23 protein-coding genes are annotated in these 25,680 nt (G+C 70.2%); 10 read left to right on the top strand and 13 right to left on the bottom strand.

All coding sequences use genetic code 11. The features are described from left to right. Positions 1–47: 47 nt before the first annotated feature. Positions 48–1,730, bottom strand: coding sequence for a glutamate--tRNA ligase (gene gltX, locus AAF430_14785; GenBank protein ID MEM7411495.1), 1,683 nt, complete (start codon positions 1,728–1,730; stop codon positions 48–50). 299 nt (positions 1,731–2,029) lie between these two features. Between gltX and rpsR the strand changes: the two genes are divergently transcribed. Both rpsR and AAF430_14795 read left to right on the top strand, forming a co-directional pair. After that, positions 2,030–2,311: a 30S ribosomal protein S18 gene (rpsR, locus tag AAF430_14790; protein MEM7411496.1), complete on the top strand. Its 282-nt coding sequence runs from the start codon at positions 2,030–2,032 to the stop codon at positions 2,309–2,311. Positions 2,312–2,391: 80 nt separating this feature from the next. Continuing rightward, on the top strand, positions 2,392–4,608 hold the full coding sequence (locus tag AAF430_14795) for an autotransporter outer membrane beta-barrel domain-containing protein (GenBank protein MEM7411497.1): 2,217 nt from the start codon (positions 2,392–2,394) through the stop codon (positions 4,606–4,608). A gap of 24 nt (positions 4,609–4,632) precedes the next feature. On the opposite strand, the gene AAF430_14800 is transcribed toward AAF430_14795, so the two are convergent. From AAF430_14800 to AAF430_14810, 3 genes are read right to left on the bottom strand one after another with little or no spacing between them, the layout of a single operon-like run. Then, positions 4,633–5,640 (bottom strand): DUF4388 domain-containing protein, encoded by a 1,008-nt coding sequence (locus AAF430_14800; protein ID MEM7411498.1) that lies wholly within the window; start codon positions 5,638–5,640, stop codon positions 4,633–4,635. Between the two features lie 56 nt (positions 5,641–5,696). Then, the gene (locus tag AAF430_14805) at positions 5,697–7,733 is read right to left on the bottom strand and encodes a pyrroloquinoline quinone-dependent dehydrogenase (protein MEM7411499.1); all 2,037 of its coding nucleotides are present in this window, start codon (positions 7,731–7,733) and stop codon (positions 5,697–5,699) included. Between the two features lie 40 nt (positions 7,734–7,773). Beyond that, positions 7,774–9,627 carry a carboxypeptidase regulatory-like domain-containing protein gene (locus tag AAF430_14810; GenBank protein MEM7411500.1) on the bottom strand — a complete coding sequence of 618 codons (1,854 nt, stop codon included), beginning with the start codon at positions 9,625–9,627 and terminating at the stop codon, positions 7,774–7,776. Between AAF430_14810 and AAF430_14815 the strand changes: the two genes are divergently transcribed. The 3 genes from AAF430_14815 to AAF430_14825 all read left to right on the top strand — a co-directional run bounded on the left by AAF430_14815 (position 9,626) and on the right by AAF430_14825 (position 12,981). After that, positions 9,626–10,159: a hypothetical protein gene (locus AAF430_14815; GenBank protein ID MEM7411501.1), complete on the top strand. Its 534-nt coding sequence runs from the start codon at positions 9,626–9,628 to the stop codon at positions 10,157–10,159. The genes AAF430_14810 and AAF430_14815 overlap by 2 nt on opposite strands. 52 nt (positions 10,160–10,211) lie before the next feature. Continuing rightward, positions 10,212–12,245 carry a glycoside hydrolase family 2 TIM barrel-domain containing protein gene (locus AAF430_14820; protein ID MEM7411502.1) on the top strand — a complete coding sequence of 678 codons (2,034 nt, stop codon included), beginning with the start codon at positions 10,212–10,214 and terminating at the stop codon, positions 12,243–12,245. A 61-nt stretch (positions 12,246–12,306) separates the two neighbouring features. After that, complete coding sequence (locus AAF430_14825; GenBank protein MEM7411503.1) at positions 12,307–12,981, top strand: ankyrin repeat domain-containing protein; 675 nt, start codon at positions 12,307–12,309, stop codon at positions 12,979–12,981. Here AAF430_14825 and AAF430_14830 read toward each other — a convergent pair. The 5 genes from AAF430_14830 to AAF430_14850 all read right to left on the bottom strand — a co-directional run bounded on the left by AAF430_14830 (position 12,978) and on the right by AAF430_14850 (position 17,854). Then, positions 12,978–14,375 carry a DUF3482 domain-containing protein gene (locus AAF430_14830; GenBank protein MEM7411504.1) on the bottom strand — a complete coding sequence of 466 codons (1,398 nt, stop codon included), beginning with the start codon at positions 14,373–14,375 and terminating at the stop codon, positions 12,978–12,980. The genes AAF430_14825 and AAF430_14830 overlap by 4 nt on opposite strands. Positions 14,376–14,391: 16 nt before the next feature. After that, entirely contained in the window at positions 14,392–15,897 is a 1,506-nt protein-coding gene (locus AAF430_14835; GenBank protein ID MEM7411505.1) for a DUF2868 domain-containing protein, read from the bottom strand. Between the two features lie 34 nt (positions 15,898–15,931). Beyond that, positions 15,932–16,318, bottom strand: coding sequence for a MerR family transcriptional regulator (locus tag AAF430_14840; protein ID MEM7411506.1), 387 nt, complete (start codon positions 16,316–16,318; stop codon positions 15,932–15,934). Next, entirely contained in the window at positions 16,315–16,620 is a 306-nt protein-coding gene (locus AAF430_14845; protein MEM7411507.1) for a hypothetical protein, read from the bottom strand. The genes AAF430_14840 and AAF430_14845 overlap by 4 nt, the downstream gene beginning before the upstream one ends. Positions 16,621–16,777: 157 nt before the next feature. Further along, entirely contained in the window at positions 16,778–17,854 is a 1,077-nt protein-coding gene (locus tag AAF430_14850; protein MEM7411508.1) for a Zn-dependent alcohol dehydrogenase, read from the bottom strand. 229 nt (positions 17,855–18,083) lie between these two features. Here AAF430_14850 and AAF430_14855 point away from each other — a divergent pair, with 229 nt between their 5' ends. Next, a complete protein-coding gene (locus tag AAF430_14855) occupies positions 18,084–18,620 on the top strand; it encodes a nuclear transport factor 2 family protein (GenBank protein ID MEM7411509.1) in 537 nt (178 codons plus the stop codon). 15 nt (positions 18,621–18,635) lie between these two features. Then, positions 18,636–19,811, top strand: a complete 1,176-nt coding sequence (locus AAF430_14860) for a dipeptidase (GenBank protein ID MEM7411510.1) — start codon at positions 18,636–18,638, stop codon at positions 19,809–19,811. A 12-nt stretch (positions 19,812–19,823) separates the two neighbouring features. On the opposite strand, the gene AAF430_14865 is transcribed toward AAF430_14860, so the two are convergent. From AAF430_14865 to AAF430_14875, 3 genes are read right to left on the bottom strand one after another with little or no spacing between them, the layout of a single operon-like run. Beyond that, positions 19,824–20,924, bottom strand: a complete 1,101-nt coding sequence (locus tag AAF430_14865) for a hypothetical protein (protein MEM7411511.1) — start codon at positions 20,922–20,924, stop codon at positions 19,824–19,826. Positions 20,925–20,952: 28 nt separating this feature from the next. Continuing rightward, positions 20,953–21,732 (bottom strand): SDR family oxidoreductase, encoded by a 780-nt coding sequence (locus tag AAF430_14870; protein ID MEM7411512.1) that lies wholly within the window; start codon positions 21,730–21,732, stop codon positions 20,953–20,955. Then, positions 21,729–22,622, bottom strand: a complete 894-nt coding sequence (locus AAF430_14875; GenBank protein MEM7411513.1) for an alpha/beta hydrolase — start codon at positions 22,620–22,622, stop codon at positions 21,729–21,731. Before AAF430_14875 ends, AAF430_14870 begins: the two co-directional genes overlap by 4 nt. A gap of 88 nt (positions 22,623–22,710) precedes the next feature. Here AAF430_14875 and AAF430_14880 point away from each other — a divergent pair, with 88 nt between their 5' ends. Both AAF430_14880 and AAF430_14885 read left to right on the top strand, forming a co-directional pair. Next, positions 22,711–23,202 (top strand): Crp/Fnr family transcriptional regulator, encoded by a 492-nt coding sequence (locus AAF430_14880; protein MEM7411514.1) that lies wholly within the window; start codon positions 22,711–22,713, stop codon positions 23,200–23,202. An 88-nt stretch (positions 23,203–23,290) separates the two neighbouring features. Next, positions 23,291–23,707 carry a PaaI family thioesterase gene (locus AAF430_14885; GenBank protein MEM7411515.1) on the top strand — a complete coding sequence of 139 codons (417 nt, stop codon included), beginning with the start codon at positions 23,291–23,293 and terminating at the stop codon, positions 23,705–23,707. Between the two features lie 32 nt (positions 23,708–23,739). Here the strand turns inward: AAF430_14885 and AAF430_14890 are convergent, their stop codons facing one another. Further along, entirely contained in the window at positions 23,740–24,777 is a 1,038-nt protein-coding gene (locus tag AAF430_14890) for an NAD(+)/NADH kinase (GenBank protein MEM7411516.1), read from the bottom strand. A gap of 46 nt (positions 24,778–24,823) precedes the next feature. Between AAF430_14890 and asd the strand changes: the two genes are divergently transcribed. Next, the gene (asd, locus tag AAF430_14895; protein MEM7411517.1) at positions 24,824–25,678 is read left to right on the top strand and encodes an archaetidylserine decarboxylase; all 855 of its coding nucleotides are present in this window, start codon (positions 24,824–24,826) and stop codon (positions 25,676–25,678) included. The last annotated feature ends 2 nt before the right edge of the window (positions 25,679–25,680 follow it).

Below are 25,680 nucleotides of genomic sequence, written 5' to 3' on the forward strand. Positions count from 1 at the left end.
TGGCCTCGACGGCAGCGTAGCTCCTCACGCCCGGCGGCGAGTTCGGCCTAGCGGCACTCCGCGAGACAGCGCGCGATCCGGCGCGCCACGGCCTCGGGGCCCAGGGCCGCGAGGGTGTCGCCGAGCGGCGGGCTCGAGGCCGACCCGGTGACCGCCACGCGCAGGGGCTGGGCGAGCTTGCCCAGGCCCACCCCGAGTTCCTCGGCCAGCGTCTCCATCCGCGCCTCGATCGCCTCGGACGCCCAATCTTCCAGGGTGGCCAGCGCGGCACCCGCGGCCTCGAGCCGGGTGAAGCCGTCGGGCTCGCCTTTCCGCAGCCATTTCTCCACCGCCTTCGCGTCGAAGGCGTAGGCGTCATCGTCGACCCAGGCGAAGCCGCCCGGACCGTCGCGCCGGCTGACGTCTGCGAGCGTGCGGCAGCGGGAGCGGATCATCGCGGCAAAGCGCGTGAGCCAATCCGAATCCCGCGCGGCGTCCGCCACGGCATAGCGGCTGGCCCAGTCGCGCCACGCCGCGAGGAAGTCGGCATCGTCCTGCTCGGCGATCGTCTGTTGGTTGAAGGCGAGCAGCTTGTCCATGTCGAAGCGCGCGTTCGACACGCCGACCCGGTCCAGCGCGAAGCGCGCTTGCAGGAAAGCGCGGTCGAAACGCTCGAGGTCCTTGCCCTCGTCATCCTTCTCGCCAGGGCTCCAACCCAGGAGCGCCAGATAGTTGCAGAGCACGTCGGGCAGGAAGCCCGCGCGTCGGAAGTCTTCGACCTCGATGCAGGGCAGCGCGAGGCCCAGATCGAGCGCCAGCCCGTCGAGCAGGTCGGTCGGCAGCTGGGAGCGCTTGTCCTTCAACCAGCCGTCGAGGCCCTTCGGCGCCGTCGCCTCGGGAACCAGGGCCTCGAAGTCCGCCTTCCGGGCGCTGTCTTCCTTCAACGCCTGGCGCACGGCCGCCCGAGCCGCCTTGTCCTTGTCGCGCTTCGACATCTTCGAGCCGTCGGCGTTGAAGATCACGGGCAGATGGGCGTAGACGGGCGCGCGATAACCCAACGCTTCCTGCAAGGCCGCGTGGCGCGGCGTGTTGTTGAGGTGTTCCTGGCCGCGGAGCACGTGGGTGATGCCCATCGCCTCGTCGTCGACCACCACCGCCAGGTGATAGGTCGGGAAGCCGTCCCGCTTCCAGATCACGAAGTCGTCGAGGTGCTCTTCGCCGAACTCGATCTCGCCGAGGATCTCGTCGACCACTCGGAGCGGTGTCTCGGGCATCCGAAACCGCACGACGTGGGGCTCCGAGGCCGCCCGTGCGAGGGCCGCGTCGCGGTCGAAGTCGGCCGCGCACCGGTAGCGGAAGTTCCGCTTCTCCTCCCGCGCCTGGCGACGCAGCGCGTCGAGTTCCTCGGGGGTTTCGAAGGCCGGGTAGGCCCGGCCCTCCGCGATCAGGCGGTCCACCGCCTTGCGGTAGAGCGAGAGGCGCTCGGCCTGGCGAAACGGCCCGATCTCGCGCGGGTCCCCCCCGGCGCCCTCCGCCACGGGGCCTTCGCTCCAGACGATCCCCAGCCACAGGAGGTCTTCGAGGATCCCGGCGGCCGCCTCCTCGGACGATCGCGCCGCATCGGTGTCTTCCACCCTCAGCAGAAACCGGCCGTCGTCCCGGGCCAGCGCCCAGTTGTACAGAGCCGTGCGCGCCCCGCCGATATGCAAGTGACCGGTAGGAGAAGGGGCAAAGCGGGTCGTCACAGGCATGGCGCGGAAGCCTAGCAGGATCGAAAATACCTTGGGGAACAGGCAGATAGCGGCTGCGGCGAGCGTCTGGGGGATGGTCTATGCTCGGCGCCCGCGCGCGACGGGGGGTCCCGTTGCGTGGGATCGTCCTGGCATTGACGCGGCATCCGAGCTGCGATCGGCGCCGGAGCGCGACGCATCATCGAGTTTTTGGCTGTGGCACCCCACCCTGGCGGCGCCGACAGCGCCCCAGGAGAACTGCCTTGGCCTACGAAGACACCCGACGCGACGACCGACCCGAGCGACCCGAGCGCGGGCCCATGTCGGTGAAGTCGCGGCTGCGGGCCAAGGCGCGCAAGCGCGACCGCAAGAACAAGAAGCGCTCCTTCTCGCGCAAGAAGGTCTCGCGGCTCACGACGGACAAGACGCTCGTCGTCGACTACAAGGACCCGAAGCTTCTGCGCAGCTTCCTCTCCGAGACGGGGAAGATCCTGCCGCGGCGCATCACGGGCAACACGGCGAAGCAGCAGCGCGAAGTGGCGCTCGCGATCAAGCGAGCCCGTCACCTCGCCCTGCTCCCCTACCCGCCGAACATGGCGTAGCCACCCCGCTCCGGGGTCGACGCCAACGCCAGATGACGACCTCGCGAGGGACGGAACTCCGACCCTCGTGGACGCGGCCCGTGCGCGCCTGGCTCGCGGCGCTCGCCATCCTGCTGCTCGGCCCGACGGCCACGGCCGCGACGTTCTTCGTGACGTCGACCGCCGACTCGGGCCCCGGCACCCTGCGCGCCGCGGTGACGGCGGCGGCGGCCTCGCCGGATCTCACCAACACCATCCAGTTCCAGCTCCCCGCGAGCTCCACGATCAGTCTCGTCACCCTGTTGCCGCCAGTGACGACGAACCTCGTGCTCGACGGAAGCGCGTCGCCCGGGGTCACCATCGATGCTGGCGCGCTGATGCCCTTCTTCGCGCCGACCAGCAGCCTGACCTTCCAGGACGTCAGCGTCACTGGGGGCACGAGCACGCTCGATCTCGGCTTCGGCGTGCTCACGCTGCAGGAGACCGGCGCCGGCACCTTCGCGACCAACGTGAACGAGCCGATCTTCACGATCGTCAAGTCGGGCGCGGGCACGACGACGATCCCCACCGGCACGGTGATGCTGACCACCCTGCTCGGTGAGATTCAGATCAACGAAGGCACGCTCGAGGTGAACGGCGTCGTGTCGGGGGCCCAGGGCGTACGCGTCGGTCCCAACGGAACGCTCGGTGGCTCGGGCGGCGGCAACATCGGCGGCCCCACCACCATCGAAGGACGCGTCGCGCCCACGACCACCTCGGGCAGTCTGACCTTCTTCAACGGCGTCACCTTCACGCCCGGCTCGGTCTATGCGGTCGACATCCTGCCCGGAAACATCGGCGACACGATCAACTCGGACACGGTCACGATCCAACCGGGCGCGCGCCTCGATATCCTGAGCCAGCCCTCCTCGATCACGACCGACACCACGGTCACGCTGGTCAACACGACGACCGCCCTCACCGGCAGCTTCCAGATCCCAGACTTCGCGTTCCTCGACGAGACCGTCGCCCAGACCGCGACGACGCTGATGCTGACCCTGGGCCCGAACGGCCAGACGCTCTCGACGCTGGCGCAGACCGACAACCAGCGGGCCGTCGCTGGGACGCTCACCGGCCTCGCGCCGGGCACGGGCGACCTCGCCGACGTCCTCGACGCGATCGATCGCTCGACGACCGGTGACATCGCCCCGCTGCTGGACGCGATCGGCGGCGAGCCGCTGACCGCCTTCGCCACGGGTCGCCAGATGCTCGGCGAGCGGACCGCCCGGGCGCTGCACCGCCGCGTGCGCGACCGCGCCTGGGGCCAGGCCGAGGCGTTCTACGCGAGCCGACTGGACACCACCGAGACGACCGCGAGCGGTTTCCTCGGAGCCGGCTTGGCCACTCCGATGGGCCACTTCGCGATGGGCGCCCCGGCCGCGCGCGCCGACACGACGACACCCGCTCCGGTGAGTGCGCCGCGTCGCCATGGCCCCGACCGCGCCGGGGTCTGGGTCGACAGCTTCGGACTGTTCGGAACCCTCGAAGGCGAACGCGGTGAGGCCGAGGTCGAGACGACGCTGTTCGGCGGCATGCTCGGCTTCGACGCCTGGCTCACCGACGAGATCATGGTCGGCCTGGCCGGTGGGTATGCGCGCGGCGACCTGGATCCCCAGGGACGCGAAGCCGATCTCACCACCGACACGATCCACGGCGCGCTCTATGCGGGCTGGACCGATTCGAAGGGCTTCCTGTCGGCCTACGGCCGCTTCGCCCACACCCTGCAGAGTTCGCGGCGCCGGATCGAAACGACCCAGCTCAACCGCACGGCCAGCGCCGACTGGGACGCCCAGGACTTCGGAGCCGGGGCCGAAGCCGGCCTCACCGTGTTCTCGCGCGAGCACTGGGGTTTCCAACCGCTCGTCGGCATCGATTGGCTGCGCTTGACCGAGGAGAGTTTCCGTGAGTCGGGCGCGGGCTCGCTGAACCTCGACGTGGACCCGGAAGATCTCGAGAGCGTCACGGGGCGCTTCGGAGGACGCGTGTTCGGCCGCATCGAGCTCGACCCGCGGGTCGAGCTGGTCCCCGAGCTGCGCGTCTTCTGGCAGCGCGAGTTCGGCGACCGCGACCGCGCGCTCCAGGCCAATCTGATCGGGACCGGACCCGCCGGTACGCTCCGCGTGCGTGGCCCCGAGCTGCCCCGCGACGCCATCATCGCCGGCGTCGGCTGGAGCGCCGCGATCGGCGACGTATTGCAGATCCTGCTCGACTACGACGTGCTGCTCGACAGCGACCGTCTCGAGCACCAGGGCAACCTGGCGCTGCGCCTGCGCTTCTAGCGCGGGCGCGCGCGCCCGGCCGGACTAGTTCCGGTGGATCCGGCTCTTCACACGCGCGTGGAGCGCCTGGTGCACCGTCGCTTCGAGGTGCTCTCCGGCGACGAAGAGCAGGAAGAGCATCACTGTCGACAGCATCGACGAGAGCTGTTCGCAGGCGTCGTCCGACTTGAAGCCGCGATCGTCGAGCATCCCCATCACCACGTCCTCTGGCAGTTCGCCGTCGGCCGCGAAGCGCAGGCCCCGGAACGTCGCGTGGGCCGGATCGTCGTCGAAGACGCTCTCGACGGCACGATGCAGCGCGGAACCGGCGCCCGCATCGGCCGCCGTCGCGAAGATGTCGCGGAACGCGCTGTTGAAGGCGATGAGCACGCGCCGCGGTGCATGGTCGTCGCCGTCGGCGCCGACGCGCAGCTCGTCGAGCCGGCGCACGCCTTCCATCAGGAGTCCCTCGGCCGAGAGCCCGGGGAAGAGCAGCGACTCGTCCACCTCTTCGTCGGTGAGGACGAAACTGCCCTTCGTCTCGAGCAGGATCGCCTGGAAGACCGTGGTGACATGCTCCTGCACGGCGTTCCAGAGATCGCGCTCCGAGAGCATGCCGCGCTCGACTGCCACGCGGCCCGCGTGACGCGCGTCGCCGAACTCGTGCACGAGATCGTCCATGTGCTTGCGCTCGACCAGCCCCATGCGCACCGCCACGTCGTCCAGATGCTCGCCGGCGCGCTGACTCGCCGTCCCGCGCACCTCTCCCTGACGGAAGACCACGGTGCGGGTCACGGACGAGCCGTAGACGCGCAACACGGCAGAGCGACGTCCGTGGGCGATCAGCGTCACGACCTCCGGGAACGGCACCTGGGTGAGATCACCGGCGAGCACCAGGGTCTGGCCCTCGGGTGCCTCGCGCAGCTCGTCGACCCCGAGCAGGATCGACGCCGGGGTCTCCACGAGGGCGTAGCCGCGCTCGCGGTGCCGCTCGGGCAGCTCCCCCTGGAGACGAACCCGCCCGTTCTTCGCGATCTGGATGCGTACGCTCATGCGAGGACCTTCGGCGCGATCCGCGGAGCTCTTGAGACGGCGACCCTCCATGGGCGTCACGGCTTCTGGACGCCGGCGGGGCGTGTCCGTGCTCCGGCCGGGCGCGAAGCTTCCAGGCCCGGCGGAGTACGTGTCGCCTCGCCAGCTTCGGGAAGGGCGAACGCCACCAGGCTGTCGCCGAGGGTCGTTCCGAGGGTCCCGTGCCCGCCCGCGGCGATCACCACGAACTGACGGCCTCCGGCCAGACGGTAGGTGAGCGGAGTGGCCTGGCCGCCTGCGGGAAGCGTGGCCTTCCAGAGCAGATCGCCGGTGTCGAGATCGTAGGCGCGGAGCGCATCGTCCATCGCCGCACCGATGAAGACGAGACCGCTCGCCGTGACGATCGGCCCGCCCATGCTCGGCAGGCCCCACTCGAACCAGAAGGGGAACGGCGCCAAGCCCCGGGTCGATCCGAAGGGCACCTCCCAGCGGACCTCCCCAGTCTCGAGCTCGAGGGCCAGCAGGGTTCCCCAGGGCGGCGCCGTGCAGGGGACGCCGAGATCGGAGACCAGCACGGATTGGAAGTGTGCGTAGGGCGTGCCGCGTTGGGGAAAGAGCGTCGAGCGCGGACGCTCGACCACCACCGCGTCGGCTTCGTCGCGGGGCACCACGCGCTCGACGTTCGGCATGCGGTTGACGTTGAGCACCGCGACGCCCGTCTCCGGGTCGACCGCGACCCCACCCCAGTTCACGCCGCCCGCCACGCCCGGCGACTGCAGGGTGCCGCGCAGACTCGGGGGCACGAACAAACCCCCGTGGTCGAGGGCATCGATCTGTGCCGCACACGCGTTGCGCTCCCAGGGAAAGAGGCCCCAGGCCTGTTCGGGCCCCAGGTGCTCGGGCAACAGCCCTTCCAGATGGGTCGGAAAGGGCTGGGTCGGCGCCGCCTGCTCGTCGGGCAGGGTCGAGGCCGGAACCGGACGCTCCTCGACCGGAAACACGGGAACGCCGGACGTGCGGTCGAGCAGGAAGAGGTGCCCCATCTTCGTGGCCTGCAGCAGTGCGGGCACCACGCCCGCCTCGGTCGTGAAGTCGAGGAGTGTCGGCTGGGCCGCGACATCGTAGTCCCAGAGGTCGTGGTGCACGGTCTGGAAGTGCCAACGCACGGCACCGGTCGCCGCGTCGAGCGCCACGACCGCACTGCCGAAGTGGTCGCTCCCGGCCCGCGCACCGCCGAAGAAGTCCGGGCTCGGGTTGCCCGTCGGCAGGAACACGAGCCCTCGCGCCGGATCGGCGGCAAGGATCGACCACGCGTTCGGCGTACCGGCGTGGTACTGGAGCGTGCCGTCGGGCGCCGCTGGTTTCGGAGGAGTCCCGGGCGCCGCCGGGTCGAAGGCCCAACGCAGGGCCCCGTTGTGGACGTCGAAGCCCCGAACGACGCCGCTCGGCGCGTCGACCCGCTGGCCGTCGGAGACCTGGGAGCCGACCACCACCACGTCGCCGATCACCGTCGGCGGCGAGGTCACCGCGTACTCGTCCGACGCCTCGACGCCGACGCCCGCCCGCAGGTCGATGTTCCCGTTCACGCCGAAGTCCGCGCAGGGAAGGCCCGTCTGGGCGTCGAGCGCGATCAGCCGCGCGTCCATGGTTCCGGTGAACACGCGCGCGGCACACGCGCCCTCCGCTGCCGTTCGCACGAACGCCACGCCGCGACAGGTCCGCAGCCAATGCCCGGTCGGCGCGACCTCGGGGTCGTAGGTCCAGAGGGCTTCTCCGGTCGCGGGGTCGAGGGCGAACACGCGATTCAGCGGGGAACAGAAGAAGAGTCGATCCTCGACCACGATGGGCGTGGCCTGGAAGGCGGTCTTGTTGCGGCCATCCTCGTCGCCCGCCGAGACATCGCCGGTATGGAACGTCCACGCGGGCTCGAGTGCGGAGACGTTCTCGGGCCCGATCTCGGTGAGCGGCGACCACTGCTGCCCACCCGGATCGCCCCCGTACACCGGCCATTCGGCGATCGGTCCACTCCGCGGCGAAGTCACGCCCTCCCCACATGCCAGTGCCAGGAGGCCGACGGCGGCGAGTTCGAGCGCCACCTGCAGCGTTCGGAGCACAGCTCCCGCGACCCGCCTCACGAACGCGCGTGCGCCGCGCTCAGCGCCGCGTCCCCTCTTGGCGTGCGTAGTCGGGATCCGGGACGCCACGCGGGTCCAGCCGCAAGAGCCGCGGCGTGCCTCCTTCGATCTGCCAGGTCGGTTGGTTGGAGTTCGAGGTCCAGACCCGACCTTCGTCGTCGAAGTCGATCTCGCGGGTGTACGTGACACGGGTCGGGAGGGGGAAGACCGTGAAAGTCTCGGTCTCGGGGACGAAGCGGATCAGCGTGTCGCTGTTGGTGCCGCAGATCCACACGTCCCCGCTCGGCCGATGGACGTGGAGCGCGTAGGGCGTCTCGGTTCCGGCCGGCTCGATCGGCAAGGGGTACTCGCGGAACTCCCGGGTCTCGGGGTCGAAGCGCGCGAGCACCCCCGAGGAGAAACCGGGGATCCAGAGCATGCCCTCGTCGTCGAACCGCAGCCGCCGCGGTGCCGTGAACGGCGTCTCGACCATCTCGATCGCAAAGCTGTCGGGATCGATGCGTCCGATCCGGTGCTCGTTCAGCTGGCTGAACCAGACCGCCCCGTTCGGCGCGACGTCGATGCCGTAGGGAATCGGCGCCGTGAACCCATCGCCGTCGGCCGCCGTGCCTCGCAGATCGACGTGGCGCCCGATCCAGAGGGCCAGCGGCATCATACGCATGGCGAAGGCCTGGCCGAAGGTCCGCGCCGGGAGACGGAGCTCGCGTCGCTCCTCGGTGTGGGGGTCGTACATGCCGAGGTGGTTCGAGGCGGCGATCGTGTACCAGATGCGTCCGCGCAGATCGAAGCGCAGCGTGTGCGGGTAGAAGCCCTCTTCGAGCGTGACCGTCGTGAACGTCTCGGTCTCGACATCGAAGCGCGCCAGCTGGTTGCCCAGTGCGAGGGTGATCCAGACGTTGCCATCCGGCGCCACCTGCAACGAGTGGGGCCCGACGTGCGCATTGGCGTTCGGCACCATCGGCGGCCCCGCGCTGGCGAACACACCGCCCAGCGGCAGGTCTCCGTGCGGAATCGACCAGGCTTCACGGGCCCCGGTCTCGGGCGTGAGCCGGTAGAGCTGGTCCTGGGTCATGTCGACCGAGTAGATCCGCCCGTCCGGGTGCACGAGCATGTCGTGCTGCATGGACGCACGACCGCCGAGGTCCCATTCCTCGACCACCGCCTTGCGCACCTCGGACGGCGGCGGGGGCGCGAAGCCAGGCTCGCCCACGCCGAGCGCGGCTGCCGCGTGGTTCGGATCGTAGGCCTCGTTCAGCAGCGCCGGAAGCTTCTCGCGGAGATCGCGGCTGAGGAGGCCCCCCATGCGACCCATCAGATGCAGGATCTTCCGCCACTCTTCCGGGTCGCGTTGGCGGCGGGTCGCCCAGTTGCCCTGCTGGTGGCAGTAGGTGCACTGGCGCACGAACTCTTCCCGCTCGTCCGGGTCGTCGAGCCGCGCGAGCAGCAGGTCGAACCAGCGGTTCGCCGGAAGCTGAGCCGCGACCTCGAGGGGATCCTCGGTCGGCGAAACATCGAGCCGCAGCCACTGTCCGTCCTCGAGCGGGATGTCCTCGCGACGCACGGTGTTCCAGCCGATGCGGCGCGCGATCACGGTGGTCGGGCCTGCGCCCGCGAGGGGCGGCGTCTGGAAGATCCCCCGCTCGTCTGTGAACACGCTCACCCGGTGCGCCGGCGTGCCGCGTTGGAAGGTTACGATCGCACCGACGACCGGCTGCTTCCCAGGGCCGAGCACGGCGCCCCGAATGCCCTCCGCAGCACCGGCGGGCGCGCTCTGCGCGAGCATCCCGACCACGAGCCCGGATAGAATCGCCGCCGCCCTCGCGCTGATGCGTCCGGGCGCGTCGCTGCGCCCGCTGCGAACGGAGACGTCCATGGCTTCCTCTCCTGACCGACCCGAGCACGCTGACCGACCCGAACCCGCCGATCGATCCCGACGCGATGCTATCGCCGCCCTCTGGGTCCTGCCGCTGGCCTGGGCCTGCGCGTCCACCCCGGCCCCGCCCCCCGACCTCGCAGTCGACGCCCCCCGCGATGCCACCACGCTCCAGGTGTCCCTGGTCTTCGGGCCCGACGCCGACCTCGATCTCTACGTGACGGGCCCCTCGGAAGAGACCGTCTACTACGCGAACACTCCCGCCCGTGATCGCGGTCACCTCGACGCCGACCGCCGCTGCGATGCGCCCGCACCTCGGATCGAGACGATCTCCTTCCCGGCTGCGGTCGCCGGCCGCTACCGGGTGGGAATCGACTATCCCGAAGACTGCGACGACGGGCGGCGCAACGTCCCCTACCAACTCGTGTGGCACGCACCGGGTGCCGAACCGCGCGGGCAGGACGGCGTCGCCCGCTTCGGTCGCTTCGACTCACGGGTCGTCGAGATCGACGTCGGCGACACCGGCCCCTGACGGCGAAGCGCGGGATGGCTACCCGTCTCCCCCACGCGGGAGGGACAGACTCATGGCCAGAAACGCATCGGTGGCCAGAAGCGCACTCGCCTGGATCGGTTTCGCAGTGGGGATGCTCGGTTGCGCGGCACTCGCGCTCACCCTCTACCTGTGGTTCGGAGACTGGCCGCGGGCGACCCGAGACACCGTCGACTACCTGCGGTCGGTGGCCGCCACCGAGGACGAGCCCCCCGAACCGCTGGTCATGCATCCCGGCGGCCGCCGACACACGAAGCTGTCGGGCACCTGGCAGCGCGTCGTCGACCCCGGGAACTTTCCGCTCGCGGATCTGGCCGGCTGGTTGCCCCGGGAAACGCGACCCACCTCGCCCGCTGATCTCGTCGAGGCGGCCTTCGATCCGACCCAGACGCTCGCCGTCCCGGGCGACTGGAACAGCCAGGCCCCGGAGCTCTTCCACTATCAGGGCGCGGTCTGGTATCGCCGCAGGTTCGAGGCGACGCCGTCTCCCGAAGTCCGGCACGTGCTCTATTTCGGCGCCGCGAACTACGCCGCCTCCGTCTATCTGAACCACCGACGCGTAGCGGTCCATCGCGGCGGCTTCACGCCCTTCAACGTCGACGTCAGCGAGCACCTCCGCCCGGGTGAGAACGTCGTGATCGTGCGCGTCGACAGCCGGGTCGGCGCCCTCGACGTGCCGACGGCGTCGACCGACTGGTTCTCCTACGGCGGCCTCACCCGTGACGTCCAGCTTCTCGAACTGCCCCGCACCTATCTGCGGCACTATCGCGTTGCCCTCCGCGAGGACGAGAGCGGCATTCGCGCCGAGTTTCGCCTGGCGGGCGATCCCGTCGGGGGACAGCCGGTTCGACTCGAGATCCCCGAGCTCGGGGTCGTGGCCACGGCGACGTCCAACGTCGCTGGCGACGCGGTGGTCTCGGTCGATGCAGCCCCGGAACGCTGGTCGCCCGAGAACCCGCGGCTCTACGAGGTCTTGCTCCAGGCGGGGAAGGACGCAGTGCGCGAGGAGATCGGCTTCCGGAGCTTCCGGGTCGAAGGCCGCGACCTCTTGCTCAACGGAGAGCCGGTCTTCCTGCGAGGGATCGCGCTCCACGAGGAGGCGCCCGGCGGCGGCCGCGCCCACGGCGAGGCCGACGCGAAGACCCTGCTCGGGTGGGCGAAGGAGCTGCACTGCAACTTCGTGCGCCTGGCCCACTATCCCCATGACGCCGCCACGGTCCGACTCGCCGACCGCCTCGGTCTCCTCGTCTGGGAAGAGATCCCGGTCTACTGGAACATCGCCTTCGAGGAACCCGCAACGCTGGCGCTCGCGAAGCAACAGCTCGGCGAGCTGATCGAGCGCGACGTGAACCGCGCGTCGGTGGTGTTGTGGTCGATCGCCAACGAGACACCCGCCGGTGACGCACGCAACGCCTTCCTGGCCGAGCTCGCCGCCCACGCCCGGGCACTCGACCCGAGTCGACCGGTCACCGCCGCGCTGCTCTCCGGGCCGGAGTTCCTCCGCCCGTTCCTCACGGACGCCGGCCTCGCCCTGGCGACGGGCATCGCGAACGAGGAATGGGAGCTTCCGCTCGAGGATCCGCTGGCCGAGATCGTCGACGTCGCCGCGCTCAACGAATACTTCGGCTGGTACTACACGAGTCTGCTCGCGGCCGTCACGCCCTTCGAAGCCCAACGCGTGCGCCGCACGGTGCTCGAGCACCTGCCGCGGCTGCGTTTCACGCTGGCGGCCGAGAAACCGCTGATCGTCAGCGAACTCGGCGCCGGCGCGCTCGCGGGCCGTCGCGCCGATCCCGAGTCCCTCGCGGTGTTCAGCGAAGACCTGCAGGCTCGGGTCTACGAACGCCAGATCGCCATGCTCGAGCGCCAGAGCATCGTCCGCGGCGTCTCGCCCTGGGTGCTGATGGACTTCCGCTCGCCGATGCGACTCCTGCCCGGCGTGCAGGACTTCTGGAACCGCAAAGGACTGATCTCGGATGCGGGGGAGCGGAAGCTGGCCTTCGGCGTGCTTCGCGACTGGTACCAGCAGCTCGAGGCCGAAGCGCGCGCGCCCACCGCGACGCCCTGACCCGCCTCCCATTGCAGACGCGCCACCCCATGGTCGTCCCGCGACCCGGTAGGATGTTCCCATGTCCGACCCGACCCTCTTCGACCAGCTCGGCTCCCTCTCGCCCGACGACCTCGTCGCCGCCGTCGCGAAAGCCGACACCCACCCGAGTCGGATCTTCAACCCGGCGGGTACCAGCCTGGTGCTCACCTGCGTGTTCGCCGGCCTGGGTGAGCACGCCGAGGCCCTGCGCGTGCGCTGGCCCGACCTCTCGCTTCACGACGCCGCGACCCTCGGTGACACCGAACGCGTCCGTGCCCTGCTCGCGATCCCGACCGACGCCCTCGATTGTCTCTCCCCCGACGGCTGGACGGCGCTGCACCTCGCCGCGCACCTCGGACACACGGAGATCGTCGGGGCACTGCTCGAGGCCGGGGCGCAGACCACGATCCAGTCTCGCGCCTTCGAACAGAACCTCCCGCTGCACGCGGCCTGCGCGGGACGCTCGGAAGACGGGGTCGCGCTGCTGGCGGAGCGCACGCCCGAGCTCGACGTCCGTGTCGCCGAGGGTTTCACCGCGCTGATGGAAGCCGCGTATCAGGGGCTACCGAACGCCGTCGAGACGCTGCTCCGCCTCGGAGCGGATCCGCGGCTGCGCAACGATGCCGGACACGACGCCGCCGACCTCGCCCGGGAGGCCGGCCACACGGCGTTGGCCGAGCACCTCACCGCCGAGGCGAAAGCGCTGGCGCGCTAGACGGCGGGCGCGTCGCCGTCCGCCACGATCGGCGTCAGGCAGATCGCCAGGTCTTCCTCGTGCTCCTCGCCCGAACGCAGGTCCCGGAAGAGCCGATCGAGTTCCTTGCGGCGCGCCGGATCGAGGCGCTCGATCCAGTTGTCCTCTTCGAGGTCCTCGTCGAGGCGTAGCGCACTGCGGTCGGCGTGGGTGCGCCCGGCGATGCGCGCGTGGTGGTAGAGCGCCCGCCCGAGGACGACGTAGGGGAAATTGAGGCTGTGGGCGGGACCGCAGCGGAGCAGCCGTCCACCGAGAGGCAGTTCGAGGACCCGGATGCGGGCGAGCCGGTGGCTCGACCACCACGCGCCGGCCCCACCGATCGCGGCGCCCACCAGGCTTCCCAGCAAGAGCGACGCCCCGCCCACGCCGATGTCGATCGCGCCACCGAGCACCGCGCCTCCCGCGGCCCCCGAGGCAATCAGCTGACGGCGGTTCAGTCCCCAGAAGTACCACTGGTCGGTGGAGAAGAGGTCCTGCTCGAGAAGTTCGAGCCCGCCCTCTTCCCGTTCGATCTCGCGGTGGCCGTAGATCCGCTCGACCTCGCGTCGCCCGGCACGTTCGAGATCGCGCAGGGCATCCTTCCACTGATTCTCGAGGTTCGACTCGTAAAGTGTGGGATCGGCGTCGGATGCCAGCCGCTTCTCGACCGTGTGGGTGAGCATCCGCTGCACCAGCCCCGCGAGCGCCCGACCCACCCGGCGATGGTCGCGACCGCGCTCTTCTGCCAGCACCTCCACGGCCGCATCCAGGGGACGGCGCCAATCCTCGACCAGCTGCCCGAAGCCACGCAAGAGCTCGAGGCGGGCTTCGAAGGGCGCTTCGAGCGCGTCGAACACGCGCACGATCTTGAAGTACTGCTGCAGGGCGGCGCGCCAATCTTCGACGTAGGCGTCGCTGTCGATCGGGTTGATGAGCGCCATGCTGGGTTGGCCCGTCCAGCGCAGGATCTCCATCTCGGCCTCGTACTCGGGCCCATAGGGCACGGACCCGTCGACCACGTAGAGAATGCCCGCGCCTTCGAGGAGCGGTGCCAGCAGCTCGCACTCGTCGTCGAACTGACCGGTCCCCTGGTGCTCGGCGACGAACTGGGCGACGACTTCGCGGTGGGCACCGGCGTGGGTCTCACGTTGTCGCATCCAGGCCAGGACCCGGCGCGCCCGCTGGAAGCCCGGCGTGTCGACGAGCACGTACTGCACCTCGCCATCCACGCGCATCGGGTACGCCTGGCGCGCGATCGTCGTACCCGGGTCGGGCGCGACGCGCACCGAGTCGTCGTGGGCCAGCGTCGCCACGATGCTCGACTTCCCCTTGTTCGGGTGTCCGACAACGGCGAAGGTGGGGATCCGACTGATCACGAGGCGCGCTCCCCCCTCATCTCGACCCTGCGATCACTTCGAGCCAGGGGTCGCCGGCGCGGTCGAGACGACGCACCCAGGTCTCGGCCATGCGACCCGTCGCGAAGCGAAAGCCGGGCGCATCCCCCTCGCTCGCCTCCACCGGTACGACCAGGATGGGACGCCCGTCGCCGAGCGCCGCCCTCAGCTCGTCGAGCCAATCGAGCAGTTCGCCGAGGGGCGGCTCCCAGCCCTTGACCAGCAGGGTCGGTGCCGACGCGTCGACCCCCAGCGCGGCAACGAGCTCGGCGTCGCCGAGTCGGCTGCCAGCACCGCCGTCGAGCACCTCGACCAGTTCGGCCCCGAGCGGTGTGAGCAGCACCCGAACGTCGGCTTCCGAGAGCGGGAGGCCCGACCACCGCACGGCCCGCAGCTGGGTCGGCCGCTCCTGGGGTGCGCGTGCCGGTGCCGGGCCCTCGGCCGCCGGGCGTCTCTCGGGGCGGTCGGCTCCCGTCGACACCCAGCGGGAGTCCAGCCGGTCGCGCAGCGCGGCGACGCCGGGCAGGTGTCGAAACGCCCGGTCGAGTGCGCGGGAACGCCGCCAGCTCACGAAGACCAGCGCCACGAGCCGGGGCAGTGCACCGTAGAGGGCCATCGCCGCGAGTACGAAGCGCCACCAGGCCGCCGAGTCGAGGGCGTCGATCACCAACCCGCCCTGGCCTCGGAAGTACTGGGTCTGCTCGACGAGGGCGAGGCTCGGCACGGCCTCGGGCCAGAGCGTCGACCAGGGGCGCGCGAGTGCGTCTGCGATGCGGTGCACCTCGGCAACGGACACGTCGAGGGTCGTCGACCAGCCGAAGGCCAGGTCACTGAAGGTCACGAGCGCCGCCGCCGTCGCCCACGCCGCCGCGTGAAAAGACAGGGCGAACCACTGGGAGAGCGCCAACAGCGACCACTTCTGGACGTCGCCGTAGAGCCGCTGATGCCGCCGTGCGAGACCCGACGCACGTTCGAGCGCGTCGCGCTGGGCAGCCGGAAGCGCGCGGCGCAGCGCGGGCTGCCAGCGACCCGGGCTCGCCAACCGCAGCACGTCCTGCACCGCCGCCAGGCCGGGAACCCGACTCCGCCAGGTCTCGGGCAGAGCCAGGATCGCGGTCCCGATGAGCAGCACGGCCTGGAGGGCCACGAAGAACGCCAGCACCTGGACGACGTTCACCGGGTGGGTGCCGTCGTAGCGGAAGAATGCCAGGGCTGCGCCCACGCCGAGCGCACCACCGACCCCGATCAACAGCGCGCGCAGGGTGCGCTCGGCACGCTGGGCTCGCTCGCCTGCGGTGGGATCGCTGCCGGTGCGGAGGCGATCGAGCCAGGCCTCGACCCGCGCGGTCGCGTCGGCCACGTGATCGGCGAGCTCGCGACCGAGGGTGCGATCGCGCTCGCGGAGCGTCTCGGGCTCCAGCTGGTGATCGGCTTCGAGTCGGTCGGCGAGATCGACGACGCGGGCGAGGTCGACGCGCGGCAATGGCGTGGGCCCGGTCGGCATCGGCGTCAGGGTAGCGAGGCCGTCCCGGCCCGCGTCAAGCGTCGCGCAACGCCTTTCCGCAGTCCTCGAGGGTGGGACACTCGCAACCGTCGAGGGTCTCCAGCAGCCCCAGCATGCGCTGGGCCTCGGTGATGCGCCGCCCGAGCTCTTCGCGCTTCGTCGCCGTCAACGCCCGCCAGCGGGGCCCGGGCCCTGTGCGCCGCGAGAAGCCGCCGAGGAGTCGCTCGATCTCGATCAAGGAAAACCCCGCGCTCTTCGCCAGCTCGATCACCGCGAGGCGATCCAGCACCGTATCGTCGAATACGCGCGCACCGCCCCGCCTGCCCGCGGCCGCCACGAGACCGCGCTCTTCGTAGTACCGAATCGCCGAGGCGCGCAGTCCCGTCGCCCGGGCCACTTCGCCAATGCGCAGTTCGCTCATCCCGAATCTCCCGTGTGGTGGGGACGCGGGTCGATCGCCCAGAAGCTGCCGGGCAACGGCACGAAGCTCCGCCGCTCGGCCGACACGTGGTCCTGCGTGCGTGCCTCGAGGTGAACACAGGTCCGCGGCACCGCGATCCAGCGCCGCTCGCCGGGCTGGAGTGGCGACGCGGTCAGCGTGCGGCCGGTCGTACCCTCGCAGGGGGTCGCACGGATCTCGTCGACCGCGAACCCGGAGCGGTTCTCCACCTGGACCTCGACCGGCGCCGGATTCGAGGCGCAGGCCCAGGTCAGCGTGGCCACGAGCGCCGTAGCGTGCCCACTCCACCCTCTGCTTTGACTGGTTCGCGTCGACACGTCCCTTCTCGTCCCGAGAGGGGGTCGCCCAGCGGACCGCGGTTGTTACACAGCCGGTCCTCGAGGCCGCCGGATGTCCTCGCGGGGAGCCCCCGCCAAGCGACTAGGCGTAGTCGATGACCGAGCGGATCACCTCGCCGGCCTGCATCGCGCGGAAGGCGTCGTTGATGTCGTCCAGCTGGATGCGGCGGCTGATCATGCCCTCGAGGTCGAGCTTCCCGGACTTCCAGAGGCGCAGCAGGCGCGGGAAGTCGGTCCGCACGTTGGCGCTGCCATACATGGAGCCCTTGAGCGTCTTCTCGGCGTAGAAGAGTTCGAAGGCGGTGAACTCGATCTTCTGGTCCATGCGGCCCACGCCCACCACCACGGCCGTCCCGCCGCGGCGGACGGCGTCGTAGGTGGAACGGATCGTGGCCGGGTGCCCAACACATTCGAGGGCGTAGTCGAAGCCCTCGCCGCCCGTGACGTCGTTCTTCGCGCCCTCGAGGTCGTCGGGCTTCACCGCATGGGTCGCCCCGAACTTCTTCGCCATCTCGAGCTTCGAATCGACCGTGTCGACCGCGACGATCTCCGAGGCACCCGCAATGCGCGCTCCCTGGATCGCCGAGATGCCGACGCCGCCGCAGCCGATCACCGCCACGGAGGTACCGGGCTTGATGGCTGCCGTGTTGATCGAGGCGCCCACGCCGGTCATCACGCCGCAGCCGATCAGCGATACGACGTTCAGCGGGATGTCGTTGTCGACCTTGATGACCGCCGCCTCGGGCAGAATCATCTCTTCCGAGAAGGTGCCGCAGCCGGTCATGCCACCCATCACCTGGTCACCGACCTTGAAGCGCGGCGCCAGGATCATGCCCATCGTCGCCTCGCAGAGGTTCGCCTGGCCGCGCATGCAGTTGTTGCAGACCCGGCAGGCGGGCGTGAACGAGACGATGGCGTGGTCACCGGCCTGCAGACCCGTCACCGCAGACCCCACTTCGAGGACGACGCCCGCGCCTTCATGGCCCAGCACACACGGAAGTCCCGTCGGGATCGTGCCGTTCTGCGCGGAGACATCCGAGTGGCACACTCCGCTCGACACGGTCTTCACGTGGACGTCGTTCGGGCCCAGCTCGGTCAGCTGGACGTCGTCGCGCACCTCGAGTTCCTTGTTGAGCTCCCAGAGAACGGCTGCCTTCATGGTCGGAATCTCCCGTTGAGGTGCGCTTGTCGCGAGTCGGGGCGCTTGGGTTTCGCCAGATGCGGCGGGGTTTTCGCTGGCAATCGAGGCGCCTCGTCGGACGCGCCTCGGAACGCGCGATTGCAACACGTTCTACGGGGCCTTTCAAGCCCGACGAGAACGCTTCGCGTCCGGACGCTCCGACGAGCCCCGCGGTATGCTCGCCGATCGCCGTCCACCGGGGGAGCCCATGACCGACGACGCCCTGAAAATCGACGCGCTGGAAGCCCGCCTCGCCGCGCTCGAGCGGCGCGCCGCTGCTACCGAAGCGGTGCTGGAGATCCAGCGACTCAAGGCCGAGTACGCTCGCCTGGTCGACGCGCGCTACCTGCGCGGCGGCGGCGTCATCGCGCCCGACGCGCTCGAGACCGTCAGCCGCGACATTGCGGCGCTCTTCACCCCCGACGGGCGCTGGGACGGCGGCGCCGCCCTCGGCGTCAGCGAAGGACGGGACGCGATTGCCGCGCGCATGCGCGAGCCGACCCTCGAGTTCTCCTGGCACTTCTTCGTGAAGCCCGAGATCCAGGTCGATGGGGATCGGGCGACCGGGCGCTGGGACATCCTCTCGCCCTGCACGACCAAGGAAGGTCGCCCGATGTGGATGACCGGCGTCGAGCACGACAACTACCGTCGCCACGAGGGCCAGTGGCTCCATGAGACCATGGAACTCGAGGTGATCTTCATGGCCCCCCACGACCGCGGCTGGGCGAAGCGCCGCAACGGCTGACGCGAGCCTTCCCCGATGGCGGTGACTCCTCCCGCGAAGCCCGCGCACACACGACGCGTGTGGATCGTCTTGCTGGCCGTCGCCGCGCTCTGGGGCGCCCTCGCCTTCGGCCTGGAGGCGTTCCTCAACCGCGTCACCCCGGCAGCGCTCCCCGCGGTGTCCGCCGACACCCGCGCCTTCCACGACGCCCAGCTGGTCGCGGATCTGCACGCCGACTCGCTGCTCTTCCGACGCGACCTGAGCCAGCGCGCGCGTTTCGGACATGCGGATTTCTCGCGGTTGCGCTCGGGAGGCGTCGGCCTCCAGGTGTTCGCCGTCGTGACTCGGGTGCCCCTCGGCAGCAACTTCGACCACACGCCCGCCGACCGCCTCGACCTGGTGCGCGCCTACGGCTGCGTCACCTGGGCGCCCAGCTGTTTCGCCGGCCCGTTCCGACGGCTCGCAGATCAGGCGGAACGGCTCGCGAATTCCGTCGCACGCGATTCGAAGGCGGTGTGGATCCGCAGCCGGGAGGATCTCGCGCGCTTCGAAATCCGGCACCGCGAAGATCCGGAGACCCTCGGCGTCCTGCTCGCGATCGAGGGAGCCCACGCGCTGGAAGGGGAAGTCGCCAATCTCGAGCGCGCGCACGCACTCGGTGTGCGCATGATCGGCCTGACCCATTTCTTCGACAACGCCTACGCCGGTTCGGCGCACGGTGTGGACAAGAACGGCCTGACCGAACTGGGGCGGGACACCTTGATCCGCATGCAGCAGCTGGGCATGGTGGTGGACCTCGCCCACCTCGCGCCGCGCGCGATCCCGCAGGTGCTCGCGCACGCGAAGAATCCGGTCGTGGTCTCCCACGGCGGCGCCTACGGCGTGTGTCCCAGCCGCCGCACCCTCTCCGACGACGAGATCCGCGCGGTCGCCGCGAACGGCGGCGTCATCGGCATCGGCTTCTGGCCCGGCGCGATCTGCGGCACGACGCCCGCGGACGTCGCGCGCAGCGTCCGCTACGTCGTGGAGCGGGTCGGCGATGACCATGTCGCATTCGGTTCGGACTACGACGGAGCGACCCACGTCGGCTTCGACGCGACCGCCTTCCCCTCCCTCACGCAGGCGCTCCGGGACAGCGGCCTCTCGGACGCGAGCGTCCGGAAGGTGCTGGGAGGGAACGTCCTGCGGGTGCTGCGGGAAAACCTGCCCTGAAGTCGCAGCGGGCTAGTCGGCCACGCTCCCGGCGTCGCGCAGCCCGCACTTCTCGAAGGCACCGATGAAGGCCTGCTCGTGCAGCCCGAACCCGACGTTGCCCTCGTACTCGAAGCGGGCCACGTGATCGACCACGCCGTACTGACCGATCTTCCCCACTTCGCTGTGTTCGAGATCGAGGCCCTGCACCACGAGCGGGCCCTGGTACATGCCGTGTCGCCAGTCCTGATCCATGCCGTAGCCCGTGCCGACGGCGACGAACGCGTGGGTGAGCGGCGTGACTTCGATCTCGAAGCCTCCGCCCGGCGCCTCCGGGAAGGCCAGGCGCGACTTCTCGACCACCCGGGTGCCCGACACGAGCTTGTGATCGTACTCGGGCCGCCCCAGCCACTCGGGCTCGCGCGCCGGATCGCTCCAGATGCGCACTGCCTCCTCGATCAGCCGCTCGCCCTCGTTGGTCTCGTTCAACAGGTAGAGGATCGAGTGATCGCCGAACTGCATCGGGGAGTAGTTCCACATCCCGGTCATCTGCCCTTCGCCCTGGCGGATGCCGGGCGGCTCGGCTTCGCCGACCGGACGGACACCCCACGAACGATCCCGGGTGCCCCACCAGCGATCGGGGGTGACCTCGATGCGCTCTCCGGCCACCTCGAGGTGACCCTTCCAGCAGCCGGTCTGCGCGAAACGCACGGTGTCGAAGAGCACCCGGCCGTACTTGCGGATGTACTGGCGCGGCTCCTCGAAGGCGGGGATCGCCCCCTGCCAGGTTACGTCGCAGGCGAGGTCGTGCTCGGTCGACTCGAGGATGAAACGCACCGAGACCAGGGGCTCGATCACCTCGACACGAAACGGCCCGACCGTCGTGTCCATGCGGTCACCGAGCTCGCGCGACGCCCGCACCACTCGGTGCCGGTCGCCGCGCCGCACGCAGGCGAAGGCATCCTGCACGCCCAGGTTCGGGTACTGCCCCATCCCCATTACCATGAAGAGCTCGTCGCTCGACCCGTGCAGGTTGAAGTAGTAGCGATCGTAGAAGTTGCGGTCCGAGGTACCGGCGTGGCGAATCGTCTCGGCCACCTGATGGATCGGATAGTCGTCCCAAGAAGAGAGCATCGGGTTTCTCCAGAATGAAATCGGCGCTTCAGCCGATGTGAATGCCGCCGTTCGGAGACAGCGCCTGTCCCGTCAGATACGCGCCGTCGTCGCTCGCGAAGAACAGCGCCGCCGCCGCGATCTCTTCGGCGGTGCCCATGCGACGCAGGGGAGTCGCCGCGATGAACCCCTTTAGCACCGGCTCGGGCAGCGCCTGGGCCATGGGCGTATCGATGGCGCCCGGGCAGATCGCGTTGACCCGGATCTTGCGCGGCCCGAGCTCCCGGGCCAGCGACTTCGTGAAGCCGAGCAGGCCGCCCTTCGCCGTCGCGTAGTGGATCGGTCCCATCCCGGCGAGGCCGGCGATGCTCGACATGTTGATGATCGACCCCGAGCCGGTCTCGAGCATCAGCTTCGCCGCCTCTCGCGCACAGAAGAACGCGCCGTTGAGGTGGATCTCGAGCATGCGCGTCCAGCCGGCGTCCGGCATCACGGTCACCAGAGACGCGCTCGCGCCGCCACTCAACACGTCTTCCATGCCGTCGCCGGGAAGACGGTCGACCCCGGCGTTGTTCACGAGGACGTCCAGGCGTCCGCACTCCTGACGGATCTGCGCCCCCATCTCCGCGACGCGCGCGCTGTCCGAGATGTCGCCGCCCTGGGCCAGATGGCCGCTGCCGGCGAGCATCTTGACCGTTTCCTCGGCGGTCTCGGGCCGCAGATCGTTCACCACCACCCGCGCTCCCTCGGCCGCGAAACACTGACTGATGGCACGACCGAGCCCCGAACCGCCGCCAGTGACCCACGCCACGCGTCCTTCGAGTTTCATTGGGATTCTTCCTCCAAGAATGTGCGCAACGTCTGCATGAAGACGTCGAAGCGATCGTGGTGCGCCCAGTGGCCCGCCCCCTCGATGGGGACGAGGCGCACGTCGGCGAAGTCCTCTGCGCGGCGATCCGATGCCGGGTCGTTCGCCCAGCTCTCGGTCCCGCGAACCAGGAGGACCGGACACGCAATGCGCCGCCGCGACTCGGCCGCGTCTTCGTCGCTGAAGCCGCCGGGTGGGAACGCTCGGGTGTAGTTGTCGAACTTCCATGAGAAGCTTCCGTCTTCGTTGCGGGCGACCCCGTGGATCGTGAGGTGGCGGGCCTGGGCCTCGGAGAGAAAGCTGTTCTCGTCCTGCATCCGCTTCGCAGCCTCGTCGATCGACGCGTAGCGCCGCGGCTGGCGCGCGGCGAGCTTCTGCATCTGCCCGGTCCAGTCGCGAACGCGCTGCCAGCGCGGCACGCCCTGGATGCGCTCGAGGACCGCCGGGGGCGGCCCGAGTCCCTCGATCACGGCCAGCTTCTTCACGCGCTCGGGGAACGCGCCGGCCACCTGCACGCTCACCGCGCCTCCGAGGGAATGTCCGACGATCGTCGCGGGAGTGGGACCCAACACGTCGAGCAGCTGTACGATGTCGAAGACGAAGTCGGTCGGGGCGTAGTGGCTCCCGACCGCCCACGCGCTGTCGCCGTGGCCGCGCAGGTCCGGCGCCACGACGTGCCAGTCGTGCCGGAGTTCCTGCGCCACCCAGTCCCAGCTACGGGCGTGGTCGCGATTCCCGTGCACCAACAGGAGGAGCGGCTTCTGCTCGTTTCCCCAGTCGACGTAGTGCAGACGCAGGCGCTGCGAGACGTAGAAATGGGAAGCCGGTCCGACGACTTCGGGGGGCGTCATGGGCGCGAATGCTAGCGCGGGGGGTCCCGAAGACGGGCCGGCGTCATCGCGCTTTTCTCCGCGGGTGCGGCGCGCGTAGAATCAGGGTGTGAGCCCGCGTGACGAGCGGATTCAACGCCTCCAGAAGACGGCCCTGTTCGGCGCCACCGCCGAAGAGACGGTGGCCTTCGTCCTGGAACGAGCACCCGAGGTCCGCGTTTCGGCCGGGGAGTGGTTCTTCCGCGAAGACGAGCGCGGCACGGCGATCTATTGGCTCGAAGAAGGTCAGGTCGCCATTCACAAACGCCGCGCCGGCCACGAGGTGGCGCTGCGCCGCCTCGAGGTGGGCGACTGCTTCGGCGAGGTCGCCCTGTTCGACTTCGGCCCGCGCAGCGCCTCGGTGCGGGCCGTCGAGGATTGCCTGGCCCTCGAGATCTCGAGCGCGTTGCTCCGTGAAGTGGCCGAGCGCGATCTCGAGCAGTTCACGTTGCTCACGATGAACCTCGGGCGCGAGCTGGCCCGGCGCCTGCGCGCCGTCGAGGAACACCTCTTCGAGGTGACGCGCGCCTGGGCCCGCGACGAACCGACGCCCCTCACCTAGCCGTCGCCTGGCCCCGCTGCGGGCGCGCGAACTGGCCCTTGTGCCGAACCGGCGGCGCCGGAACACTGCGCGCGTCGAGGAGGACGCGATGTCGGACGCTCTGCACGAAGCCCTTCAGAAGACCACGGTCGGGTTCTATCCGGAGCTGCTCGGCGTGCGCTTCGTCTCGGCGTCGAAGACCGAGATCGCGGGGGAGCTCGAGGTGCGCCGTGACCTGTGTACGCTCCCCGGCCGGGCGCATGGCGGCGTGCTGATGAGCTTCGCAGACATCCTCGGCGCCTACGGAGCCGTCCTCAACCTTCCCGAGGGCGCGAGCACGACCACCCTCGAGTCGAAGACCAACTTCTTCGCCGCGGGCCCGGAAGGTGGGACCCTGCGCGGGGTCGCGACACCGCTCCACGTCGGCCGCACGACGATGGTCTGGCAGACGCGCATCACGACCGAGGACAAGCTCGTCGCGCTCGTGACCCAGACCCAGATGGTGCTCCTGCCGAAGGCGTCCTGAGGCGTCGCGGCCGTACCCACCGCCGACGGTTCCTAACAGCAGTCGACCCCACGCATCTCGTCGAAGATGTCGTGCCAGTGGGGCACCTTGTCGAAGGCGCCGCTCGCGACGGCGTGGCGGAGGGTGCGCTCGGCATCGATGCGCAACGGACCGTCTCGGCGCACCGAGAGTCGCACCTCCTGCCCGTCGGCCAGGTTGCGCTCGCGGTCGCCGTCGAAGGCCAGCAGTCCGGGTCCTACCACCGACACGGTCTCCCCGAGCGGGAGCTTGCGCGCCGACACGACCCGCACGGCGCGAAACAACCCGGGCGAGAGCGGCACGAGCAGGTCGCGTCCCGGATCCTCGGGCCCCCCGCAGACGACTTCGACGCCATAGTCGTCGGCTTCGCTGCAGGGCTCGAGCAGGCCGCCGATCGGCGACATCCCGACCGAGGTGGGCTCGGCCCGCGACAACACGACGCGGCGCAGCTTCTGCGGCTCGAAGGGCATGTAGTTGCCGACCGCATCATCGACGACGTGCGCCGCGTCGATCAGTGCGAGATCGGCCGGCTCGTCCTCGAACGCGACGTGGACCTGTTTCACCCGCCGGGTCGCCACGTCGAGGGGAGCCTTCCCCGACGCGACCAGCCCCGCCGCGAGGCCCGCACTGGTGGCCTCCAGGTTCACGGGGAACACGTTGTTCGTGCCGGTCGAGAGCGGCAGGAGGGGGGCGTCGGGCCAGGCCTTCGCGACGATCCGGTTGGTGCCGTCGCCGCCGAGCACGATCAGCGCCCGGCAGTCCCGGCTTCGCATCTCCTCGACCGCCCGAACCGTATCCGTCGCGCGCAGCTCGGCCCCGATGTCGAGCTTCTCGATGGTGGCCGAGAGGCCGAGCGTCTCGACGGCCGAGGTCGAGATACGGAAGGGCTCGTCGATCACCAGCAGTCGGTCCGCTCCGCCGGCCACCGCCCCGATCGCCGCCCGCGCTACCTGATCCCGCTTGATCTCGGGCGTCGTGGTACTCGCGCGCGCCGCCAGGCGACGCACGTCCTTCCCGGACATCGGATTCGCGAGGATGCCGACACAGCTCACGGCGGGCAGCGTGGCTCAGCTCGAGCGCGCTGACTACCCTGCGCCCGTGATTTCGTTCCCCGGGCTGGCGATGGCCTTCCTGCGCGCGCTCCCCGTGCACGCCCTCTCGCGCCTCGCGGGTCGCGGGGTGTCCCTGCCCCTTCCCTCCGCCCTGCGCGCGCCGGCATGTCGGGCCTTCGCGGGGATCTTCGGCGCGAACCTCGACGAGGTCGAACGCCCGCTCGCCGAGTACGCCTCGATCCAGGACTTCTTCGTGCGGCGCCTCGCAGCCGGCGCCCGTCCCGTCGACCCGGCGCCGGACGCCTGGGTCGCTCCCTGTGACGGCGCCTGGGGCGAAAGCGGAACCATCGAACGCGGCCAGCTGCTCCAGGTGAAGGGTCGCCCCTATGCCCTGAGCGATCTGCTCGGCGACGCCGAAGCGGCCCGCGCCTTCGAGGGCGGCGCGTTCGCGACGCTCTACCTCGCGCCGCGCGACTACCACCGCTTTCACACGCCCTGCGCCGCGCACGTGCTGCGCGCCGTCCACCTGCCCGGGTCGCTCTGGCCCGTCAACCGGATCGGGCTCGAGGGGGTCGACGGCTTGTTCGCGGAGAACGAGCGGATCGTCGCCTTCTTCGCGCGCGAGGGGGCCGAAGCCGAGTTCGCGATCGCCGCGGTCGGCGCGACGATGGTGGGAAAGGTTCACGTCACCTTCGACGACCTCACGACGAACCTGGGGTCAGGCCCTCCCCGCTGGCGCCACTACGACGAGGCGCCCGCGTTCGAGAAGGGCGAAGAATGGGGACGCTTCGAGTTCGGCTCGACGCTGGTGATCGCGGCGCGCCCGGGCGCCCTCGTCCTGGACGCCCAGCCCGTCGGCGCCCCGCTGCGTCTCGGCGCCCGGATCGGAACGCTCGGCTAGCA

Source organism: Myxococcota bacterium, from assembly GCA_039030075.1.
Lineage (GTDB): Bacteria > Myxococcota_A > UBA9160 > UBA9160 > SMWR01 > JAHEJV01.